The following is a 21949-nucleotide window of genomic DNA, read 5'->3' as shown; positions in this document are numbered from 1 at the left end:
GTTAATTCGCTCATGGAAGTATTTTTTCAAAATCAAGAAGTTTATGAGAATAGATAAAAATCAACTTGGTGATGTAAATAGAAAAGACATCATTGAGCATAATGAGCATTTCGATTTTTTAGCTAATAAATTGACTAAAAATGGTACCAATGTTGATGCTATAATTAAAAAAATTGAAGAATTTCAGATAGCGATACCGAGCTGGGCATTAGGTGCTGGTGGTACTCGTTTTGGTCGTTTTGGTTTTCAAGGCGAACCATCTAGCCTAGAGTTGAAAATTGATGATGTCGGTATTATTCATTCTCTCACGCAAAGTGCAGGTGCCATATCATTACATATTCCTTGGGATGTTCCTCAAGATTATAATGCAATAAAAGACTTGGCTAAATCTCACGACATCATATTTGATGCCGTCAATTCCAATACTTTTCAAGACCAAAAAGATTCAAAAGAAAGTTATAAGTTCGGGTCACTGAGTAACACAAGCAAAGCTGCACGCGAACAGGCAATAGCACACAATATTGAAGTTATAAAAATCGGCGACAAACTAGGCTCAAAAAGTTTAACCGTTTGGTTGGCAGATGGGGCTAATTTTCCTGGTCAGAGTAATTTTCAATCTGCATTGCAAAATACGGAAGATAGTTTAAAGGATATTTACAAAACACTACCTGATGATTGGAAAATGTTTATTGAATACAAACCTTACGAGCCTAATTTTTATAGTACGGTAATTCAAGATTGGGGTACCTCATTTATGCTTGCAAATGCCTGTGGAGAAAAGGCATATACCTTAGTTGATCTAGGGCATCATTTACCGAATACCAATATTGAGCAAATAGTTTCTACCTTAATGTTAAAAGGAAAATTAGGTGGTTTTCATTTTAATGATAGTAAGTATGGCGATGATGACCTTACTGTTGGCAGTGTTAAGCCTTACGCCTTATTTTTAATTTTTAATGCCTTAGTTTATGGGATGGAGAATAATCCTCAAAATCCATATCCTGCATGGATGATAGATGCTAGTCATAATATTAAAGATCCTTTAGAAGATTTAATTCAGTCTTTAGAAGCTATAAAAGAAGCATATGCAAAAGCGTTGCTTGTAGACCAGAAGCTTTTAACGACCGCACAATTAAATAATGATGTTGTAAAATGTCAAGAGATACTTCAAGCTGCCTACCGCACAGATGTGCGACCATTACTTGAGAAGGCTAGGCTAAATAAAGAAGGTGCGTTAGATCCTTTAAACGCTTATAGGTCATTGCAGGTAAGAGAAAATTTAATTAAAGAAAGAGGTGCTGATTCAGTGGCGTCAGGACTGTAATTATACTCTAATGAAAATAAAGGTAACGGCTGTATTCGATATTGGAAAAACGAACAAAAAGTTCTTTCTTTTCGACGAATCTTTCAGAGAGATTCATCGCGAGTATATACGTTTTGATGAAATTGAAGATGAAGACGGTTATCCTACCGAAAACCTAGAAGCTTTGAAAAATTGGGCTGTCGCCATTTTTGATAAAATGCTAGATTCTAAAGAATATGAGATTCAAGCTTTAAATTTTTCTTGTTATGGGGCTAGTTTGGTGCATATTGATGAAAACGGCAAGCCACTTACACATCTTTACAATTACCTGAAGCCTTTAAAAGATGGGGTTTTAGATTCTTTTTATGAAACTCACGGTACAGAAACTCAAATTTCTAAAGTAACTGGGTCACCAAAATTAGGAATGCTAAATGCAGGAATACAATTATATTGGCTAAAGTTAGCCCAGGCAGAGGTCTTTGAAAAAATTCAATATTCGTTACATCTACCCCAATATTTAAGCTACTTATTTACAGGTATTCCCGTAAGTGAGTATACAAGTATAGGCTGTCATACCATGTTATGGAATTTTGAACAAAAAGACTATCACGATTGGGTATACAAAGAAGGTATTGATAAGAAATTGCCTCCTATTCAATCTTCTTGTAAAACAACATTGGTTAATTATAAAGGACATCAAATTAATATAGGTAGTGGTATTCATGATAGCTCATCGGCACTAGTACCATATAATCGTAGTATTACCAAACCATTTTTATTGGTTTCTACAGGTACATGGAGCATTTCTATTAACCCTTTTAATGAGGGGATGTTAAGCTTAAATGATATTGAAAATCGTTCGCTTTTTAACATGCGAGTAGACGGAAGTGCTGTTAAAGTTTCGCGACTATTTTTAGGTAATGAGTACAAGGTCCAAGTCAAAGTATTATCTGATTATTATAATGTGCCTTATGACTGTCATAAAAAAGTAAAATTCGATCAAGATATCTTTTTAGAAATCAATAGAAATTTTACTCATATGTTCAAGTGGTTTACAATGTATTCAGAACATATGCCTAATAAAACTACAATTTCATACGATAGCTATGAATATGCTTACCATCAATTACTTTTAGAATTGGTTTTACTTCAAGAGAAAAGTATTAAAGCTGCTATTGGAAAATCTAAAATCAAAAAACTTTATATTGACGGTGGTTTTAGTGATAATGAAGTGTATATACAAATGCTTTCACAGTCTATGAATAAAATGAAGCTTAGAACTGCAAATTCTTCGCTTGGTTCTGCCCTAGGTGCTGCAATCGTTATTTCAGACAAGATGTTAGAGCCTAAATTTCTTAAAAATAATTACGCTGTTAAAAAACACGTGCCACTCAATTTAAAATAGAATTAGTTATGGCTATGAATTTCAACTCAGACTATCCGTCAGTAGACGATTTGCGGTCTAAGGCAAAATCAAGAATTCCGAAGTTCGCTTTTGAATATTTAGATGGCGGCTGTAATGAAGATGTAAGTCTTACTAGAAACACATCTGATATTCGAAAGGTTCAGTTACAACCACGGTATCTTAGAAATAATGGTACCTCTAGTTTAAAGACGAAAATAATGGGGATGGAGTTCGATGCTCCTTTTGGTATAGCCCCCGTCGGACTTCAAGGTCTCATGTGGCCGAATACTCCGGCTATTCTTGCTGAAGCAGCACATAATCACAATATTCCGTTTATACTAAGTACAGTTACAACCATGGATATTGAAAAAGCAAGCGAGCTCACAGAGGGCAATGCTTGGTTTCAATTATATAACCCCGTAGATGACGCTATAAGAGATGATATTATCGATCGTGCCGAAGCTGCAGGTTGCCCTGTTCTTGTTTTATTATGTGATGTACCTACTTTTGGGTATCGCCCGCGCGATTTTAGAAATGGGTTGGCACTACCACCAAAAATGTCAATAGCAAATATTCTTCAAATTTTAGGAAAACCAAGTTGGGCATATAATACCTTAAAATATGGTCAACCTACTTTTGAGACATTGAAACCATATACGCCAGAAGGGCTAGATTTAAAGCAGCTAGGTGCTTTTATGGATAAAACTTTTTCAGGTAGATTGAATGAAGAGAAAATAAAACCGATTAGAGATAAATGGAAAGGAAAACTAGTTTTGAAAGGAGTTGCTTCTGAACAAGATACTCAAGATGCCATACGTATGGGTTTTGATGGGATAATCGTTTCTAATCATGGGGGAAGGCAGTTAGATGCAGCTCAATCGACAATAAATTCGCTTCAAGAAATTACAGCTAAATATAGCGATCAAATAGAGATTATGATGGACAGTGGCTTGCGCTCTGGCCCTGATATTGCGCGTGCCATAGCTAGTGGTGCTAAGTTTACCTTTATGGGTCGTTCTTTCGTTTATGGAACTGGTGCGTTAGGTGACAAAGGCGGTGATCATACTATCGGTATGCTAAAAACACAGTTTAAACAGGTTATGGATCAGTTATGTTGTGAGCGTGTTGAAGATTTACCAAAACATCTTATATAACTTTGCTTCTATAATGAATTATAAAAGAGAAGCCTCTTGAGAAATCAAGGGGCTTTTTTTTATGGTTTAGATTTAATCAACTTTCGTCTTTACTAAATAACACAGTCATTATTTCTTAGCCTTGTAAGTTTTTAGTATTATTTACATCTAATGCAATGGTAATGCTAACAGTATAGAAAAAAAATAATATGGGCTTCGAAAAAGTAACTTTTACAAATTCTCAAGGTAAACAATTGGCTGCACGGTTAGAGTTGCCTACTAATCAAGAAGCGCACAGTTATGCGATTTTTGCACATTGTTTTACCTGTAATAAAAACTTTTCTGCAGTTCGTAATATCTCAAGGGCATTAGTAAATAAAGGTATCGCCGTACTTCGGTTCGATTTTACGGGTTTAGGTGATAGTGAAGGTGATTTTGAAGAAACCAATTTTTCATCTAATGTTTCTGATCTAATACAGGCAGCTAAATTTTTAGAAGATAATTATAAGGCTCCTTCTTTGTTGGTTGGGCATTCATTAGGTGGTGCTGCAGTTATTTTTGCCGCTTCGAAATTAGAATCGGTATTGGCTGTCGCAACTGTTGGGGCACCATCTTCTCCTGCTCATGTGCAGCATTTATTTAAATCTAGTGTTGAAGAAATTAATGCGAACGGTAAAGCAAAAGTGAATATTGGTGGTAGAGATTTTACCATTAATAAAGATTTTATAGATGATATTGAGTCAAAACCTATGGAGTCTGTGCTTAAGAACATGAGAAAACCTTTCTTAGTTATTCATTCGCCACAAGATGCCATAGTCGGTATCGAAAATGCGAAAGAATTATACAGCTATGCACATCATCCTAAAAGCTTTGTGTCTATTGATAGGGCAGACCATCTATTAATGAATAGTGCGGATTCTACTTATGTTGGAAATGTAATATCTGGTTGGGCAGAACGTTATTTAGATATTCCGAAGAAAGCGGTTTTAAAGACTTCTCATCAAGTGGCGGTAAGTATCGGTAATGAAGGCTTTACTTCTGAAATTGTTTCGGGTAATCATTTGTTAATAGCTGATGAGCCAATAGATTTTGGCGGTAATGATTTCGGACCATCACCCTATGATTATTTGGCTTCTGGTTTAGGTGCTTGTTCGGCAATGACCTTAAGAATGTATGCGACCCGTAAAAAATGGGATTTGCAAAAAGTAATCGTGCATGTAGACCATGGCAAGGATCATGCGCCAGATTCGGAAAATGTTTCATCTGACGGAAAAAAAATTGATACTTTTAAAAGGGAAATAGAAATATTCGGAAACTTAGATGATAAGCAACGACAAAGGTTGTTGGAGATAGCCGATAAATGTCCTGTACATAAAACGCTTTCGAAAGGTGCTTTGATTATGACAGAATTAATATAAGATGATTAAAAATTAGAACTATGAAACAAGCAATTTGGAATAATAAGGTAATAGCAGAAAGTGATGCAACTGTTGTAATAGAAGGGAATCATTATTTTCCGCCTAGCGATATTAAAAAAGAGTTTTTTAAAAGTACAGAAACTCATAGTATGTGCCCTTGGAAAGGAATTGCTTCTTATTACGATGTAGAAGTAAGCGGTGAAGTAAATAAAGATGCGGCATGGTATTACCCAGAAGTTTCAGAATTAGCAAAAGGTATTAAAGGTTATGTTGCATTTTGGAAAGGTGTTGAAGTGAAATAGAATATTAGTTTTAGATTTAAAAAGGGTCAGCCAATAGCTGACCCTTTTTTGTGTTTATTAATGATATGATAATCAATCTAAAATTCTTTGATAGTTTTAATCCAAGTTTATCTATACCTGTAACAAAACTATTACTCGCATTAAATACCTTATATTTAAATCCAACAAATTTTGATGTTCCTTTAAATGATATTGAAATCTTTATATACTTTAATTTTTCTTTTTACCCTTAGTCTTTCGGCACAAGAACTACCGCCTATTCAAAATTTTACCCCAATAGAATATAATGCAGGTAATCAGAATTGGGGAATAGGTCAATCTGAAAATCAAACATTATATATTGCTAATAATAGTGGTCTACTAGAATTTAATGGTACATCTTGGCAGTTGTATCAGGCTCCGTTAGGGACACCTGTTAAATCAGTAGTTTCTATAAAAGATAAGGTTTATACTGGTAGTTATATGGAATTTGGTTACTGGAGTAGAAATCAATCTAGTGTTTTAAATTACAACTCGCTCTCATCAAAATTACCAATACCACTTATTGAAGATGAAGATTTTTGGAATATTACTCCATATAAAGATTGGGTGTTGTTCCAATCTTTAGACAGAATATATATTTATAATTCCAACTCCGGTTCTTTTGAGATTATAGAAGCAAAAACTACAAGCGCAAAAATCTTTGAAATACGGGGTAGAATATTTTTTCAAATAAAAAATAAGGGGCTTTTCACTCTCGAAAATGGGCAACCGGTTTTAGTATCAGATGATGTTATTTTTCTTAATACTGGTATAGTTGGCGCATTTTCTTTGGGCGATAAAATTTTAGTAATTACTGATCAAGGGGAGTTCTTTTATCTTAATGGGAGCAATGTTGAAAAATGGAATATCGCCGCAGATGTTGATTTATCTTCAACAAAAATATACAGCAGTTTACTTTTAGATGATGGTTCATTTGTATTAGGAACAATTTCAAAAGGTATTTATCATTTCAATAAAAATGGGGAATTAATAAGGCGTATTAATCAAGAAAAGGGACTGAACAATAATACCGTATTGTCAATATATCAAGATTTTGACCATAATCTTTGGCTTGGTTTGGACAATGGCTTAAGCGTATTGAATTTAGATTCTCCATTTAAAGAGTACACTGACCATTTGGGCACTTTAGGAGTAGTCTATACCGCTAAAAAAATGGCTGGTAAATTATATTTAGGAACAAATCAAGGATTGTTTCTTAAAAACAATGCTGGTGATACAGATTTTAAATTGGTAGCGGGTACAGAGGGACAGGTGTGGATGTTGAAAGAAATTGACGGTACTTTATTCTGTGGTCATCATAATGGCACTTATGTAATCGAAGATGATAAAGCAACCCATATATCAAAATACCCGGGTACATGGGATATTCAACCCTTAAAATCAAACAGAGAACTTTTGATACAGGGTAATTATGAGGGCTTAAGTGTGCTAGAACGAAAAAATGGTACTTGGAATTATAGAAATAATATTGAAGGATTCGACAGCTCTAGTAGGTTTTTTGAATTTGTAGATGAACACCAAGTGCTAATAAATCATGATTTCAAAGGAATTTTTGATGTTACCATAGATAGTGCCTACACTAAGGTTTTGAATATGAATCAAATTGAATCAAAAGGTATCGGTTCGAGCTTATTAAAGTATCATGAAGATATTGTTTATGCCACTATTAATGGAGTGTTTAAGTACTTGCCTAAAGAACGCACTTTTAATAAAGACTCATTACTCACTACTAATTTTTTCACAGGTAATGATAGCATTGTTGGTATACTTCAATCTACCAATAATACAGAAAGGCTGTGGGGTTTTACAAATGATAATATTATAAGTCTATCTACAGGACTTTTAAGTGAAAAACCATTAAAGACAGAGGTATCAATACCAAAATTTTTTAGACGTAGTATGGGCGTTCTGGGTTTTGAATCTGTTGTTCATTTAGAGAATGAACTTTATTTAATTGGTATATCCAATGGTTATATCACTTTAGATTTAGGTAAAATCACACAAAGAGAATATCAAATTAGTTTAAACGAGGTGTCAATAAAATCATATGATACACCTAAAGCTCCTGTTATTCTGCAAGATGATGATGAGTTTAAATATTCTCAAAATAGTTTAGGCTTTGATTATAACGTTACTGAATACAATAAGTATACAGAGGTTTATTATCAATATAAGTTAGATGGTCTTTATGGGGATTGGAGTAATTGGTCTACCTCTTCTGAGATTTCTTTTGATAATTTACCATATGGTCATTATAATTTTCAGGTAAGGGGAAAAGTTGGTAATGAACTTACAAGTAATGTAGAAACGTATAATTTTATAATTCAACGACCTTGGTATATTTCATATTGGGCAATTATAAGTTATATAATATTAGGGTTTTTACTTTCAATTCTAATTCACAGAATTTATAGAAATTATTATAAAAAACAGCAAGCACAACTTATAAAGGATAACAGCAAACGTTTAAAACGTAAAAAATTAAAAAACCAAAGAAAGATAGTTCAGATAAAAAATGATCAATTACAAGAACTTATAGATAGTAAAAACAGAGAATTAGCAATCTCTACGATGAGTATTATTAAGAAGAATGAATTTTTAAATGCTATTAAAGACAAGTTGAAGTCCAGTGGTGGTATTCCAGAAATAAAAGCAGTAATCAGAACAATCGATAGAAATATTAATAACGTTGATGATTGGAAGTTTTTTGAGAATGCATTTAATAATGCAGATAAAGATTTTTTGAAAAAGGTAAAAGATAAGCATCCAGAATTATCAGCAAATGATTTGCGATTATGTGCATACTTGAGATTAAATTTATCTTCTAAAGAAATTGCGCCACTTTTAAATATTTCGGTAAGAAGTGTAGAAGTGAAAAGATATCGTCTACGTAAAAAAATGAATCTTTCTCGTGAAGCTGGTTTAACCGACTATATCATTAACCTTTAAGTTCCACTACATCTATTTCATTTACCACAACATTACCACAACATTCTTAAATTTCATTACTAGTTAACAAATTTCATCATGCTATTGATAAATTTAGGTAACCCTATATTTTATTACGATAATCTCTTTTATTACACGATTTTTTTGAATTGTATGTTTTTTGTAGGGGTAATAATTTAGAAATTCATAATGTTCTGATTTATATTGCGATAACGATTATTCTTATCTGAACACAACAAAGAGAAGGTGTAAGGTTAAGGGTAGTTTCTAAATCAAATAATTAACTCTAACAAAAAATTTAACTATGAAAAAATTAAAGTACATCATGGTATCCCTATTTGCAGTTTTAATGAGCTGTGACGGAGATGACATCGATATTCCTGCATCAGTACTACCTTCTAATCTTACGGTTAGTGCTCAAAATATGGGTGGTGGTGTTGTAAACTTTACGGCATCTGCTACAAATGCCAATTATTATCATTTTGATTTTGGTGATGGTAGTTCTGCATTGGATACTTCTGGTGAAGCATCAAAAACTTATGACATGATTGGTGACAATACGTATACCGTTACTGTTACTGCTGGTTCTACCGAGGGAAAGAAAATTTCAGAGACTATAGATGTATCTGTTTCTATTGCCTTTTCTGATCCTGAAACGGTAGCTTTTTTAACCAACGATAGTTCTAAAACTTGGTTTTTGGCGGCAGCACAACCTGGGCATTTAGGATTAGGTCCTGCAAGAGAAGGTATTGATGGTGATTGGTGGTACCCAAAATGGTATTCAGCTTCAGCATTTGAAAAATGTGGTTCTGATGATTCTGATTGTTTATGTGATGATGAACTTACATTTTCTGTAGATGCTACCGGTGTGTTATCTTATACCTTGGATAATAAGGGGCAAACTTATTTTAATGTGGGACATAAAGCAGTCGTAGGTGGTGCTGCAGATATGGATTTCTGTTATGATTTTGATACTACTGGGTCAAAGTCTGTAGTTCTTTCAGAAGTTACAGGAAATGTGCCTGAAGATCAAACTACGGGAATTCAAATGAGTTTTTCAGATGGTGGATTTATGGGATACTATGTAGGGTCATCTACGTATGAAATACTTTCTATTAGCGATACCGAATTATATGTTAGAACTTATGATACAGAAAATGCTGATTTGGCATGGTACCATAAATTTAACGCTACAGCAGCTGTTGAGGGTGGCGATGAAAGTTTAGAGACCATTTATACCAACTTGGTTTGGTCAGATGAGTTTGATGTAGACGGTGCTCCAAACCCTGCTAATTGGGGTTATGATCTTGGCGCTGGTGGCTGGGGTAACGGTGAAGCACAAGAGTATACTGATGCTGCTGATAATGTTATTGTAGAAGATGGTGTATTGAAAATTACTGCTAGAGGTTCTGGTGCAGTTGGTGGTGCGGTTCATTATTATGATGATATTACTTTGATCGCTACTGGTGGTGAAACTTTATCGGTACAGGATTTTGAAAGTAATGTACCGGTATTTACAGATTTTGGTGGAGCTTCAACTGCTGTAATTGACAATCCTGATGCATCGGGTGTAAATACTTCTGATACAGTAGCGGAGTCTACAAAGAATAGTGGAGCCGAAGTTTGGGCAGGTTCGTTCTTTGATATTACCGCTCCTTTAGACTTAGCAACATATTCAAGTATGAATATTAATACTTGGTCTCCTGCCACTGGTGCAGTGGTTAGATTGAAAATCGAAAATCAAGCAAATTCGGATGAGTTTTTTGAAGTAGATGCAACTACATCTGTGGCAGAGTCTTGGGAGACATTATCTTTTGACCTTAGTGGAGCTCCGGCATTCAATTATGATAGAGTAGTACTATTCTTTGATTTCGGAGTTAGTCCTACAGGAGGTGCGGCATATACGTCTGCTAGAATCAAATCTGAGAATCTATTTGAGTTTGCATACGGTAGAGTTGAAATAAGAGCTAAACTGCCGTCAGCAGGTGGTACATGGCCTGCATTATGGGCATTAGGAGCTAACTTCGATGAAGTTGGATGGCCTGCAACTGGTGAAATTGATATTATGGAGCACGTTGGTAATAATAACAATACGGTAAGTAGTGCTTTGCATTATCCTGGTAATTCCGGTGGTAATGCGGTTGTAGGTACAACACCAGTTGAAACTGCCACTTCTGAATTCCATAACTATACGGTTGAATGGACACCTGAAAGTATCAAATTTGTTGTTGATGATCAACTAATTCATAATAGTTTTGTGAACAATGCGACAACTCCTTTTAATAGTGATTTCTTCTTGATTATGAATGTGGCAATGGGCGGTACACTTGGCGGTGCTATCGATCCAGCATTTACAGAAGATACCATGGAAGTGGATTATGTAAGGGTTTACCAATAAAATAATTATAGATTAAAAGAAGCCGTCAAATTTATTTTTGACGGCTTCTTTTGTTTATATTTTATAACGTTAGGAGTAAAATAATTTACTGAACTGTAATTAATTATAATGTAAGAGAAGATTTAAGTTAATTCAGCATAGAAACTTGAGAATATCCATGTTTTGCATTGATCTACTTTAGATAACCTTTGTATTATAAAATTGTTAATTATCTAAAGAATGAAAAATAATAAGGTTTATCCAACCATATGGCAAACAATGCCGTTTTTACTTGATGTTCTGGATATTAGGAAAAGAAGGAAAAAGGCAAAATCAAGATTAATCAAGTGAAAATATTTAATGATGTAATCGTATAACTTTATAAAACAAAAAATGCCCCTTTTTAAAGGGGCATTTTTTTAAAGTAATTTTTTTTCAATAAGGGTTTTGGTATTAAAAGATTAGACAATCCCCAAAAGGGCTAAAAAAGCTCCAACAACAACAACTGCTAAAAATGCATGCATTGCAATTACGAGCACGGATAGATAAGTTTCTACTCCGGTTTTAAATGATAAATTGTTCATAACATTACCTACTTTAAAGTTACACTACTAAAGTTAGTTGAATTAAGCAACAATTCCATATAAAATGTTGTAAAACTCTCGTAATTAGCTGTATAATCCTACTTCTTAGTGGTTTAGGGTTTTTAAAATGTGTATTTCAACCTTGAAAAAGGTATCTTGTCGATATCTGAAATTCAACACTTCGTAAACCTTCACTATCCATTGTAGCATTTGTCGGTAATATTATAGTAGGATCTATTTAATTAGATTAAACCAATCTGCTACTCCTGCTAAGGGTACTGATAAAAGTATTATTACCAAGCAGGTAATCATTAATTTAAGAAATCCGTTGAGTATTTTAACTCCTGAAGTTAGTTCTTGTTCCATAATCATTGTTCTATTGTTCTGTTGTCAATATGGTAGATCTAACCTAAAGTGCTGTCAAATAGGAGTATAAAATCGATTAACGTATAGAAAATATCTGTATAAAGTATGTTTTCTATACAATAACTGATAGTTATGAAAATGATTTATTAAATAATATAGCAGGGGTTAACTGATAATTATTCAATTATTTAAGGTTAAAACTGAATTTAATTCAGAAATAATACGTTTGGTTGCGCCGGCCTTTTCTTTGATGTAGTCTGTATTGATTTGCCCGATTTTTAATCTGTAGTCATGATGCTTAAAGCACTTGTCTACAAGCTCTTGAAATTCACTATTGTTTTTTACAGAAATGACTCCGCCTAGTTGTACTAATTCTTCCGCCTCGGCAAACCCTTTAAACTGCGGACCGATAATTACGGGTATACCAAAAACCGCAGGCTCTAATGTATTGTGTAGGCCTGTAGCAAAACCGCCACCTACATATGCGATATCTGCATAGCTGTAAATTTTGGTTAAAAGACCAATGGTGTCAATGATTAAGACATCACTATCTTCTAAACTGCTATGTTCTAATTCTGTAAAACGAACAACCTTTTTATTTATAGATTGAATTATTTCTTGAATATGATTGTCTTTAATAGTGTGCGGCGCTATAACAAACTTGATTGGGTGTATATTGTTATTGATGTATTCTATGATTATTTTTTCGTCTTCCGCCCATGTGCTTCCGGCAACAAAGCAAAATTGGTTATTCTTAAAACGCTTCATGAAATCTAATTCATTGTCACGTTCTACTATTTCACTTACTCTGTCAAAACGAGTATCTCCGGCAATGGTTACATTAGTATATCCTACGGAATTTAATAATGTTTTTGATTTTTCATTCTGTACAAAAAAGTGTGAGAAGTTCTGTAATGCGCTGCGCATAAAACCACCATACCACTTAAAATAAGTTTGGTTTTCTTTGAATATTGCTGAGATTAAAAATGTGGGTGTATCAGCTTTTTTTAACGCATTTAAGTAGTTGGGCCATATTTCATATTTAATAAAAATGGCGATATCGGGGTGTGCAGCCGTTAAAAAAGAATTTACTTTCCTCTTCGTGTCCATAGGTAGGTAGCAAATAACATCAGCAATTTTGCTATTCTTTTTTACTTCGTACCCTGAAGGGGAGAAAAAGGTAAGTACTATTTTATATGTAGGGTGATGAATTTTTAATTGTTCAATAACAGGCAAGCCTTGCTCGTATTCACCTAACGATGCTGCATGAATCCAAATAACTTTATCTTCTATTGAAATAGATTTATTAATTAAAGAAATAGTTTCTTTTCTTCCATTTACAAATAACGATAGTTTAGAATTCACCAATGCCAATACCTTTAAAATGGCAGATGCGCTTATGACGATAAGGTTATAAAGAAAGTACAAACTGATGCTTTTGGGCTAAATTACGTTTCTTCCATAAAATTAGTGTCGTCTGTTTCGTATTTTTGTATGACTTCATGTAATTACAACAGATGAAAAAAATACAAATGGTAGACCTAGGTGGTCAATACCAAGAAATTAAAGATCAAGTAAATACTTCTATAACTCAAATTTTAGAAACGTCGGCATTTATAAACGGACCAGAGGTTCATGCTTTTCAAAAAGAGTTGGAAGATTATCTTCAGGTTAAGCATGTGATACCATGTGCCAATGGTACCGATGCCTTGCAAATTGCAATGATGGGTTTAGGTTTGAAACCAGGCGATGAGGTTATTACGGCAGATTTTACTTTTGCTGCAACAGTAGAAGTTATTGCATTGTTACAATTGACTCCGGTTTTGGTAGATGTTTATCCAGATACCTTTAATATTGATATAGAAGCTATAGAAAAAGCGATAACACCAAAAACGAAAGCTATAGTTCCCGTTCATCTTTTTGGTCAATGTGCCAATATGGATGCGATACTTGAGTTGGCTAAAAAACACGATTTGTTTGTTATTGAAGATAACGCTCAGGCGATTGGAGCAAAATATCTTTCTAAAGATGGTTCAAAACATATGGCAGGTAGTATGGGTCATGTTGGTGCTACATCTTTTTTTCCTTCTAAAAATTTAGGGTGTTATGGCGATGGTGGTGCAATTTTTACCAATGATGATGAGCTAGCACATACTTTACGTGGTATTGTTAATCATGGTATGTACGAACGTTACCACCATGATGTAGTTGGTGTAAATTCAAGATTAGATTCTATACAGGCAGCAGTGTTACGAGCTAAATTGCCGAAGTTAGATGGGTATTGCGATGCAAGAAGAAATGCTGCCCGTGCATATTCAAAAGCATTTGAGGGTCAGGAACATATTATTACTCCGGTAACGGTAAATAATTGTGAAGGCATTTGCGATGTCTGCGATTGTCATGTTTTTCATCAATATACTTTGAGAATTACAAATGGTAAAAGAGATGAACTAGGACAATTTTTAGCTAAAAATGAAGTTCCTTTTGGTGTCTACTACCCAATTCCGTTACACAAGCAGAAAGCTTATCTAGATGATCGTTACAAAGAAGAAGATTTTCCGGTAACGAATCAATTGGTGACAGAAGTACTGTCTTTACCGATGCATACAGAATTAGATGAAGAACAGATTAACTATATAACGGAGTTAATTATCGGGTTTGTTAATGGGTAGTGGTGTATTTTTTTAAATTTGATAACGTTCAAACAGCATTATAAATGAAAGTATTAGTAACAGGCGGATTAGGTTTTATAGGCTCGCACACAGTAGTGGAGCTTCAGAACAAAGGGTTCGAAGTGGTCATTATAGATGATTGCTCTAACTCTGATGAAAATGTACTTGATGGTATTGAAGCTATCACGGGTAAAAAGCCGCTTTATGAAAAGTTAGATTTAAAAGAAAAACATAAGGTTGAAGACTTTTTTCAACGCTATCAAGATGTTGCAGGTGTTATACATTTTGCTGCATCTAAGGCTGTAGGTGAAAGTGTTGAGAAACCATTGTTATATTATGAGAACAATATTGGTACGTTGGTCTATGTATTAAAAGAGCTTTGTAAAAAGAACAAGGCTAGTTTTATTTTTAGTTCTTCTTGTACGGTTTATGGTCAGGCAGATAAAATGCCGATTACAGAAGATGCACCTGTTAAGGTTGCAGAATCGCCATATGGTAATACCAAGCAAATGGGCGAAGAGATTATTGCAGATACCTGTAAAGTTACTCCTAGTTTAAATGCAATTGCATTACGTTATTTTAACCCAATGGGTGCACACCCAAGTGGAGAGATTGGTGAATTGCCAATAGGTGTTCCGCAAAACTTGGTGCCATTTATTACCCAAACTGGTATTGGATTAAGAGATCAGTTATCTGTTTTTGGTGATGATTACCCTACACCAGATGGCACATGTATAAGAGATTATATCTATGTAGTAGATTTGGCTAAAGCCCATGTGGTTGCTCTAGAGCGTTTGCTGAACGGAAAAAACGAATCTAATTTTGAAGTTTTTAATGTAGGTACCGGTACTGGTAGTTCTGTATTAGAGGCTATAAAAAGTTTTGAAAAAGTTTCTGGCAGAAAATTGAATTATAAAATAGTTGATAGAAGACCTGGTGATATCACTAGTGCTTACGCAGATACAACAAAGGCTAATAAAGTGTTAGGCTGGAAAGCAGAATATACTTTAGAAGAAGCCATGAATTACGCGTGGATCTGGGAACAGAAAATACGTGACTGATTTTTTCAGGTTTAACGATATAAATAAGGGGAAATATAGCTATATTTCCCCTTATTCAATTTAAAGACCACCTCTTATGAAAAAATCATTATTTCTTCTTATGCTTCTGTCTTTTACAGTAGCTACAGCTCAAAATACATATCTTCAATGCGGTAAAATTGTTGATGTGGAATCAGGTAAAATAATGTCTGAGAAAACAATCATTATTTCAGGTAATAAGATTACAGAAATTAAAAATGGTTATGTAGTTGGTAGTGAACAAGATCAGGTGGTAGATTTAAAATCTAAGACCGTTTTACCAGGTTTTATAGATATGCATGTTCATATTGAAAGCGAATCAAGTCCGTCAAGATATTTAGAGGCTTTTACCATGAATGAAGCCGATATTGCATTTGAATCTACAGTTTATGCAAAAAGAACATTAATGGCCGGCTTTACAACCGTGCGTGATTTAGGTGGTTCGGGGGTAAATATTGCACTTAGAAATGCTATTAATAAAGGTATTGTAGTTGGTCCGCGTATTTTTACAGCGGGTAAAGCACTTGCTTCTACAGGTGGTCATGCAGATCCAACTAACGGTAGAAGTAATGAGTTAATGGGTGATCCAGGACCAAAAGAAGGAGTTGTTAATTCTCCGGAGGATGGTAGAAAAGCCGTTCGTCAACGTTATAAAGAAGGTGCAGATGTTATTAAAATAACGGCTACTGGCGGGGTTTTAAGTGTTGCGAAAAGCGGTCAAAATCCGCAGTTTACTATCGAAGAAATAAAAGCTATTACTGAAACAGCTAATGATTATGGTATGCTTACGGCAGCTCATGCACATGGTGATGAAGGTATGCAAAGAGCAATTTTAGGAGGAATTAAAACTATTGAGCACGGTACATTAATGTCTGAGGAAACGATGGAGTTAATGATTAAGCATAATACCTTTATGGTGCCTACAATATCTGCAGGTCAAGAAGCAGCTAGATTGGCGAAAATACCTAACTACTTGCCACCTGTAGTAGCTAAGAAAGCTTTGGAAATCGGACCTAAATTAAAAGCAACATTCGAAAAGGCATATAAAAAAGGTGTGAGCATGGCTTTTGGTACAGACTCTGGGGTATCACCTCACGGAGATAATGCAAAAGAGTTTGTTTATATGCACAAAGCAGGTATGCCTATTATAGAGGCATTACGTTCTGCTACAATTACAAATGCAATGCTTTTAGGTGAAAAGGAATTAGGTCAAATTAAAGAGGGCTATATAGCTGATATTGTTGCTGTAAATGAAAATCCTTTAGATAATGTAGAAACATTGACAGATGTAGTTTTTGTTATGAAAGAGGGGGTTGTGTATAAGCAATAATATCTCAAATTACTTTCTGTTTGGTGGAGTAAAGAATGTAGGTGTGACATGAAGTTAAATGTTGATAATAGTGAGCAATTAATGCAGGTTGCTATTGGTGATTCTCTTTTTGATAAATTGAAACATCAGGTAGAGAAAGATTTTGTTCTTGCTAATATTCCCCTGCAAATACCTGAAACAATTGGGCATTCTGAGTTTATAACGCTTATTCGTGAGAAGGTATATTATTTAATGATGGAGCATTTTGCTGAATATCTAAACTTAATGTACATCATAGATATTCCAGAAAGTGCATTTCATAATATTGAAATCACCGATACTGTTGATGTAGCGGATCAGATTACATTATTAATTTTAAAGCGAGAGTATAAAAAAGTGTGGTATCGCAATCGATATCAATAATGTTGTTCTACACTTTTATATATACTCCTTTTTTATCCATAATATAGCCAACAAGCCAGCAGGTAAGCATAATCCATAAGGCAAATAGCAGCGAGCCGAAATAGTCTCCTGCTGTGGCGATGAATATATTGTCTGCAATCCAATTATAAGCGTTTGTGCCTTTCATAGTGATCTCTGCCAAACTGATAATGAACAGTTCTGATAATAAATAAATGAATAGCGTATTTCTGCCAAATACTTCAAAGAAATAAGTCCATTTTCCGGGTTTAGACATATCTAATAGATAGATTAAAACAGCTATTACAAATATGTCAATTCCACTAGTTAACAATACAAAAGAGCTTGACCATAGTTTTTTGTTGAATGGGAATATTAAATCCCAAGCAAATCCTACGATAATTAAAAGACCGGCAGCCATAATGAGTTTGGCAATGGTTTCGAAATTCTGACCACTCTTTTGAATGAATTTACCAGTAAAGTAGCCGGCAATAACATTTACTATGGCAGGTAAGGTGCTTAGTAATCCTTCAGGGTCAAAAGCAACACCGCCATTACCATGGTACATATGGTCTGCGCCAATAAGAAATTCGTCAAGTTTTAATACTGCATTACCTGTCAACGACAAGTCGCCAAAAACCAATAATATAATATGATACCCCACTAAAGCCAGGGCGCTAAAAATTAGAACAGATTTTGTTTTAAAATAATGAAGTAGAATTGATGCAAATAAGTAGCATAATGCAATTCGTTGTAATACTCCAAATATTCTGGTTTCGGCAATTGGTTTTAATCCGCCATCTTCAAAAAATGGAAACCAATACATTAAAAAACCTAGTAAGAAAATTATAGAAAAACGTTTAAAGACCTTCTTTAAAAAGGCACCACTACCTTCAGCTTCGTATTTTTTCATACTAAAGCTCATGGCATTACCGACTACGAACAAGAAAGTAGGGAAGACTAAATCGGTAAGTGTGAATCCGTTCCAGACAGCATGTTTTAAAATTCCAAAACTGGTATCGCCATTTCCGGGGGAGTTAACAATAATCATTAGGGCGACATCCATCCCTCTAAAGACATCCAGCGAAAGATATCTATTTTTAAGTGTACTCATTGTGGTTGGTTTGGTACTATGAAAGGTAGTGAATTTTAGAAATAAACACGTACAAACGGCATTAGTGCATTACCATAAATACTTTTATTATCATTATAGAGTAAATCGTATCGAAGACCAACTGTTACATTTCTTGTGCTATAACCGGCACCTATAAAGAATGCTGGTAACCAATAATTATCTTCTACGTCGATTGTTTGGGTGGCAATTGTTCTGTTAATTCTTAGTTGCTCAAATTCGGCTGACATTTGAATTTGTGGTATGGGGTTAAAAAGAGATAGAACACTACCGCCATAAGCCAAAAATTTGTCTTCATCGAACTTTGCGTAATTGAAGCTTAAACTTGCGCCAGATGCAAATTGGTCATTAAATTGATATATCGCACTTGGCGAAATTGAACCATTGAAGCCATTATTTGTGAATCCTAAGCCAATACTTCCGCCAAATCTAACGTTATCCAAAAAAGCAGAAGTATTATTTGACGATTGAGCTAGTGCTAAAGTGATATTAAATGTTGCTAACCCTATAAAAATTAATTTTTTTAAGCTCATATGATAATTTTGTTTTAAAGTTTCATTTTTTTCAATAATACATGGCATTCTATCGTTAGATATTGTAAATGTTGTATTTTTGTTAGAAATTTATTCTAAAGATACAGAAAGTAATTCATGGATAAATATTCCTTTTTGAATACCGCTCATACCTCTTTTTTTTCAGAGATATACGATAAGTATTTAGTGAATCCGGATAGTGTAGAGCCAAGTTGGAGAGCCTTTTTTCAAGGTTTTGACTTTGGTATGGAAAGTTCAATTGATGAACTTGAAATTGATGAGAATCGAACTACAGTTTTAGTAAACGGCAACAAAAGTGAAATGCCAGAATCTCTACAAAAAGAGTTTCAGGTAATTCGTTTAATTGACGGTTATAGAAGCAGAGGTCACTTATTTACGAAAACTAACCCGGTACGTGAGCGAAGACATTATGAGCCTACATTAGAGATTGAAAATTTCGGACTTTCAACGTCTGATCTTGAAACAGTGTTTAATGCTGGTGATATAATTGGTATAGGTCCAAATTCGTTAAGAGAGATTGTTAGGCATTTACAAAGTATCTATTGCGATGCTATTGGTGTTGAGTATATGTATATACGAAAGCCAGAGCGTGTAAAGTGGATACAAGATTGGATCAATGTCAACGATAATCATCCGAATTTTGAGGCTGATAGAAAAAAACATATTCTTAAGAAGTTAAATCATGCTATTTCTTTTGAAACCTTTCTACATACTAAATATGTAGGGCAAAAAAGGTTTTCATTAGAAGGTAATGAATCTTTGATACCTGCCTTAGATGTAATTGTTGAACGCGCAGCAGAAATGGGTGTTAAGCAATTTGTTATGGGTATGGCTCACCGTGGTAGATTGAATGTGCTGACCAATATTTTTGGTAAATCTGCAAAAGATATCTTTAGTGAGTTCGATGGTAAAGATTATGAGCAAGAGATTTTTGACGGTGACGTTAAATATCACTTAGGCTGGACCTCTGATAGAAAATCTGACAACGGTAATAAAATCAAAATGAACATTGCTCCAAACCCTTCTCACTTAGAGACTGTTGGTGCAGTAGTTGAAGGTATAGCTAGGGCTAAACAAGATGCGCATTATTATGATGATTTTTCTAAAGTATTACCTATTGTAGTACACGGTGATGCTGCTATTGCTGGTCAAGGTTTGGTCTACGAAGTAGTTCAAATGGCAGGTTTAGACGGTTATAAAACTGGTGGTACCATACATATAGTGGTGAACAATCAAATAGGTTTTACTACAAACTATTTAGATGCTAGAACATCTACCTATTGTACAGATGTTGCCAAGGTAACATTGAGTCCGGTATTACATGTAAATGCTGATGATGCAGAAGCGGTAGTTCATGCGTCTCTTTTTGCATTAGAATATAGAATGCGATTTGAAAGTGATGTATTTATAGATTTACTTGGATATAGAAAGTATGGGCATAACGAAGGTGATGAGCCACGTTTTACTCAGCCAAAATTATATAAAGCAATTTCAAAGCATAAGAATCCTAGAGATATTTATGCAGAGAAATTGATGCAAGAAGGTGTTATTGATAATACCTATGTTGCTCAATTAGAAAAACAATACAAGGACTCTCTAGAAGAGAAATTGGAAGATTCTCGAAAAGAAGACAAAACTGTAATTACACCGTTCATGGCAGATGAATGGAAAGGTTTTGAAAATGTTCGTGAATGGGAAATGATGGATCCTATAAAGACCACATTTGCTAAAACAAAACTTGATAAAATTGCCAAAGTAATTACAGCTTTACCTACAAACAAGAAGTTTTTGCGTAAAGTTGAAAAACTGGTTAAGGATCGCTACAATATGTACTTTGAAGCGGATAAACTTGACTGGGCTATGGGAGAGCTACTGGCTTATGGTAGTTTGTTAGAAGAAGGTTTCGCGGTACGTATGTCTGGACAAGATGTTGAACGTGGTACTTTTTCTCACCGTCATGCGGTAATGAAAGTAGAAGAAAGTGAAGAAGAGGTTATTTTGCTAAATCAGTTATCTGAAAAGCAAGCTAAATTTCAGATTTATAATTCACTTTTGTCAGAATATGGTGTGGTAGGTTTTGATTATGGTTATGCCATGGCAAGCCCTAATACATTAACTATTTGGGAAGCGCAATTTGGAGATTTCAGTAATGGAGCTCAAATTATGATCGACCAATATATTTCTGCTGCTGAGGATAAGTGGAAACTTCAAAACGGACTGGTAATGTTATTGCCACACGGGTATGAAGGTCAGGGTGCTGAGCACTCTTCTGCTAGAATGGAGCGTTACTTACAATTGTGTGCGAAAGATAACATGTACATAGCAGATGTAACTACACCTGCACAAATGTTCCATATTCTTCGTAGACAAATGAAAGCTAATTTTAGAAAGCCGCTTATCATTTTTACTCCTAAAAGTTTATTGAGACACCCTAAAGCTGTATCTAAAGTATCAGATTTAACTAATGGTGGATTTCAAGAGGTGATAGATGATGAAGCTGCGGATCCTAAGAAAGTAAAAAGCTTAGTTTTCTGTACAGGTAAATTCTATTATGATCTTTTAGCAGTACAAGAAGAAAATAAAAGAGAAGATGTAGCTTTGGTAAGAGTGGAGCAATTGTTTCCTGTGCCAGAAGAGAAAATGAAGGCAGCAATTGCGAAATATAAAAATGCAGATGATATTGTATGGGCACAAGAAGAACCTAGAAATATGGGTGCTTGGAGTCATATGTTAATGCATTTTAGTGAAACTCAGAAATTCAGAGTTGCATCTAGGCGTTTTTACGCCGCACCTGCAGCTGGTAGTTCTGTTCGTTCTAAAGCGCGTCATCAGCAAGTTATAGATTACGTTTTTGACAAGACAAAGGACAATATGTCCAAACCTAAAAAATAATATAACATATCA

16 protein-coding genes are annotated in these 21949 nt (G+C 34.5%); 12 read left to right on the top strand and 4 right to left on the bottom strand.

Annotated elements, in window-relative coordinates; all coding sequences use genetic code 11:
• Positions 1-43: 43 nt before the first annotated feature.
• The 7 genes from QSV08_RS13470 to QSV08_RS13440 all read left to right on the top strand — a co-directional run bounded on the left by QSV08_RS13470 (position 44) and on the right by QSV08_RS13440 (position 10950).
• Positions 44-1324, top strand: coding sequence for a sugar isomerase (locus tag QSV08_RS13470; protein WP_324023916.1), 1281 nt, complete (start codon positions 44-46; stop codon positions 1322-1324).
• A gap of 10 nt (positions 1325-1334) precedes the next feature.
• Complete coding sequence (locus tag QSV08_RS13465; protein WP_324023914.1) at positions 1335-2708, top strand: FGGY family carbohydrate kinase; 1374 nt, start codon at positions 1335-1337, stop codon at positions 2706-2708.
• 8 nt (positions 2709-2716) lie between these two features.
• Positions 2717-3862: an alpha-hydroxy acid oxidase gene (locus QSV08_RS13460; RefSeq protein ID WP_324023912.1), complete on the top strand. Its 1146-nt coding sequence runs from the start codon at positions 2717-2719 to the stop codon at positions 3860-3862.
• A 188-nt stretch (positions 3863-4050) separates the two neighbouring features.
• The gene (locus tag QSV08_RS13455) at positions 4051-5259 is read left to right on the top strand and encodes an alpha/beta fold hydrolase (protein WP_324023910.1); all 1209 of its coding nucleotides are present in this window, start codon (positions 4051-4053) and stop codon (positions 5257-5259) included.
• 20 nt (positions 5260-5279) lie between these two features.
• On the top strand, positions 5280-5561 hold the full coding sequence (locus QSV08_RS13450; protein ID WP_324023909.1) for a DUF427 domain-containing protein: 282 nt from the start codon (positions 5280-5282) through the stop codon (positions 5559-5561).
• Positions 5562-5747: 186 nt separating this feature from the next.
• Entirely contained in the window at positions 5748-8552 is a 2805-nt protein-coding gene (locus tag QSV08_RS13445) for a helix-turn-helix and ligand-binding sensor domain-containing protein (protein WP_324023908.1), read from the top strand.
• Positions 8553-8856: 304 nt separating this feature from the next.
• The gene (locus QSV08_RS13440; protein ID WP_324023906.1) at positions 8857-10950 is read left to right on the top strand and encodes a glycoside hydrolase family 16 protein; all 2094 of its coding nucleotides are present in this window, start codon (positions 8857-8859) and stop codon (positions 10948-10950) included.
• Between the two features lie 797 nt (positions 10951-11747).
• Here the strand turns inward: QSV08_RS13440 and QSV08_RS13435 are convergent.
• Complete coding sequence (locus tag QSV08_RS13435) at positions 11748-11879, bottom strand: hypothetical protein (RefSeq protein WP_324023904.1); 132 nt, start codon at positions 11877-11879, stop codon at positions 11748-11750.
• Between the two features lie 180 nt (positions 11880-12059).
• Positions 12060-13307, bottom strand: a complete 1248-nt coding sequence (locus tag QSV08_RS13430; RefSeq protein ID WP_324023902.1) for a 3-deoxy-D-manno-octulosonic acid transferase — start codon at positions 13305-13307, stop codon at positions 12060-12062.
• A gap of 89 nt (positions 13308-13396) precedes the next feature.
• Between QSV08_RS13430 and QSV08_RS13425 the strand changes: the two genes are divergently transcribed.
• The 4 genes from QSV08_RS13425 (at position 13397) to QSV08_RS13410 (ending at position 17362) form a co-directional block, all read left to right on the top strand.
• On the top strand, positions 13397-14551 hold the full coding sequence (locus QSV08_RS13425) for a DegT/DnrJ/EryC1/StrS family aminotransferase (RefSeq protein ID WP_324023900.1): 1155 nt from the start codon (positions 13397-13399) through the stop codon (positions 14549-14551).
• A gap of 44 nt (positions 14552-14595) precedes the next feature.
• Positions 14596-15612: a UDP-glucose 4-epimerase GalE gene (galE, locus tag QSV08_RS13420; protein ID WP_324023899.1), complete on the top strand. Its 1017-nt coding sequence runs from the start codon at positions 14596-14598 to the stop codon at positions 15610-15612.
• Between the two features lie 76 nt (positions 15613-15688).
• Positions 15689-16960, top strand: coding sequence for a metal-dependent hydrolase family protein (locus QSV08_RS13415; protein ID WP_324023897.1), 1272 nt, complete (start codon positions 15689-15691; stop codon positions 16958-16960).
• A gap of 48 nt (positions 16961-17008) precedes the next feature.
• Positions 17009-17362 carry a hypothetical protein gene (locus QSV08_RS13410; protein ID WP_324023895.1) on the top strand — a complete coding sequence of 118 codons (354 nt, stop codon included), beginning with the start codon at positions 17009-17011 and terminating at the stop codon, positions 17360-17362.
• A 7-nt stretch (positions 17363-17369) separates the two neighbouring features.
• Here QSV08_RS13410 and QSV08_RS13405 read toward each other — a convergent pair whose 3' ends face one another.
• Together QSV08_RS13405 and QSV08_RS13400 are read right to left on the bottom strand one after the other, a co-directional pair.
• Positions 17370-18473, bottom strand: a complete 1104-nt coding sequence (locus QSV08_RS13405) for an acyltransferase family protein (RefSeq protein ID WP_324023893.1) — start codon at positions 18471-18473, stop codon at positions 17370-17372.
• Between the two features lie 35 nt (positions 18474-18508).
• Positions 18509-19024, bottom strand: coding sequence for an alpha-ketoglutarate decarboxylase (locus QSV08_RS13400; protein WP_324023891.1), 516 nt, complete (start codon positions 19022-19024; stop codon positions 18509-18511).
• 117 nt (positions 19025-19141) lie between these two features.
• Here QSV08_RS13400 and QSV08_RS13395 point away from each other — a divergent pair, with 117 nt between their 5' ends.
• Entirely contained in the window at positions 19142-21937 is a 2796-nt protein-coding gene (locus QSV08_RS13395; RefSeq protein WP_324023889.1) for a 2-oxoglutarate dehydrogenase E1 component, read from the top strand.
• Positions 21938-21949: the final 12 nt, after the last annotated feature.

The sequence above is a fragment of the Maribacter sp. BPC-D8 genome, from assembly GCF_035207705.1.
Classification (GTDB): domain Bacteria; phylum Bacteroidota; class Bacteroidia; order Flavobacteriales; family Flavobacteriaceae; genus Maribacter.
Note: the sequence above shows the minus strand (reverse complement) of the source record. Positions and strands in the feature narration are given on the sequence as shown.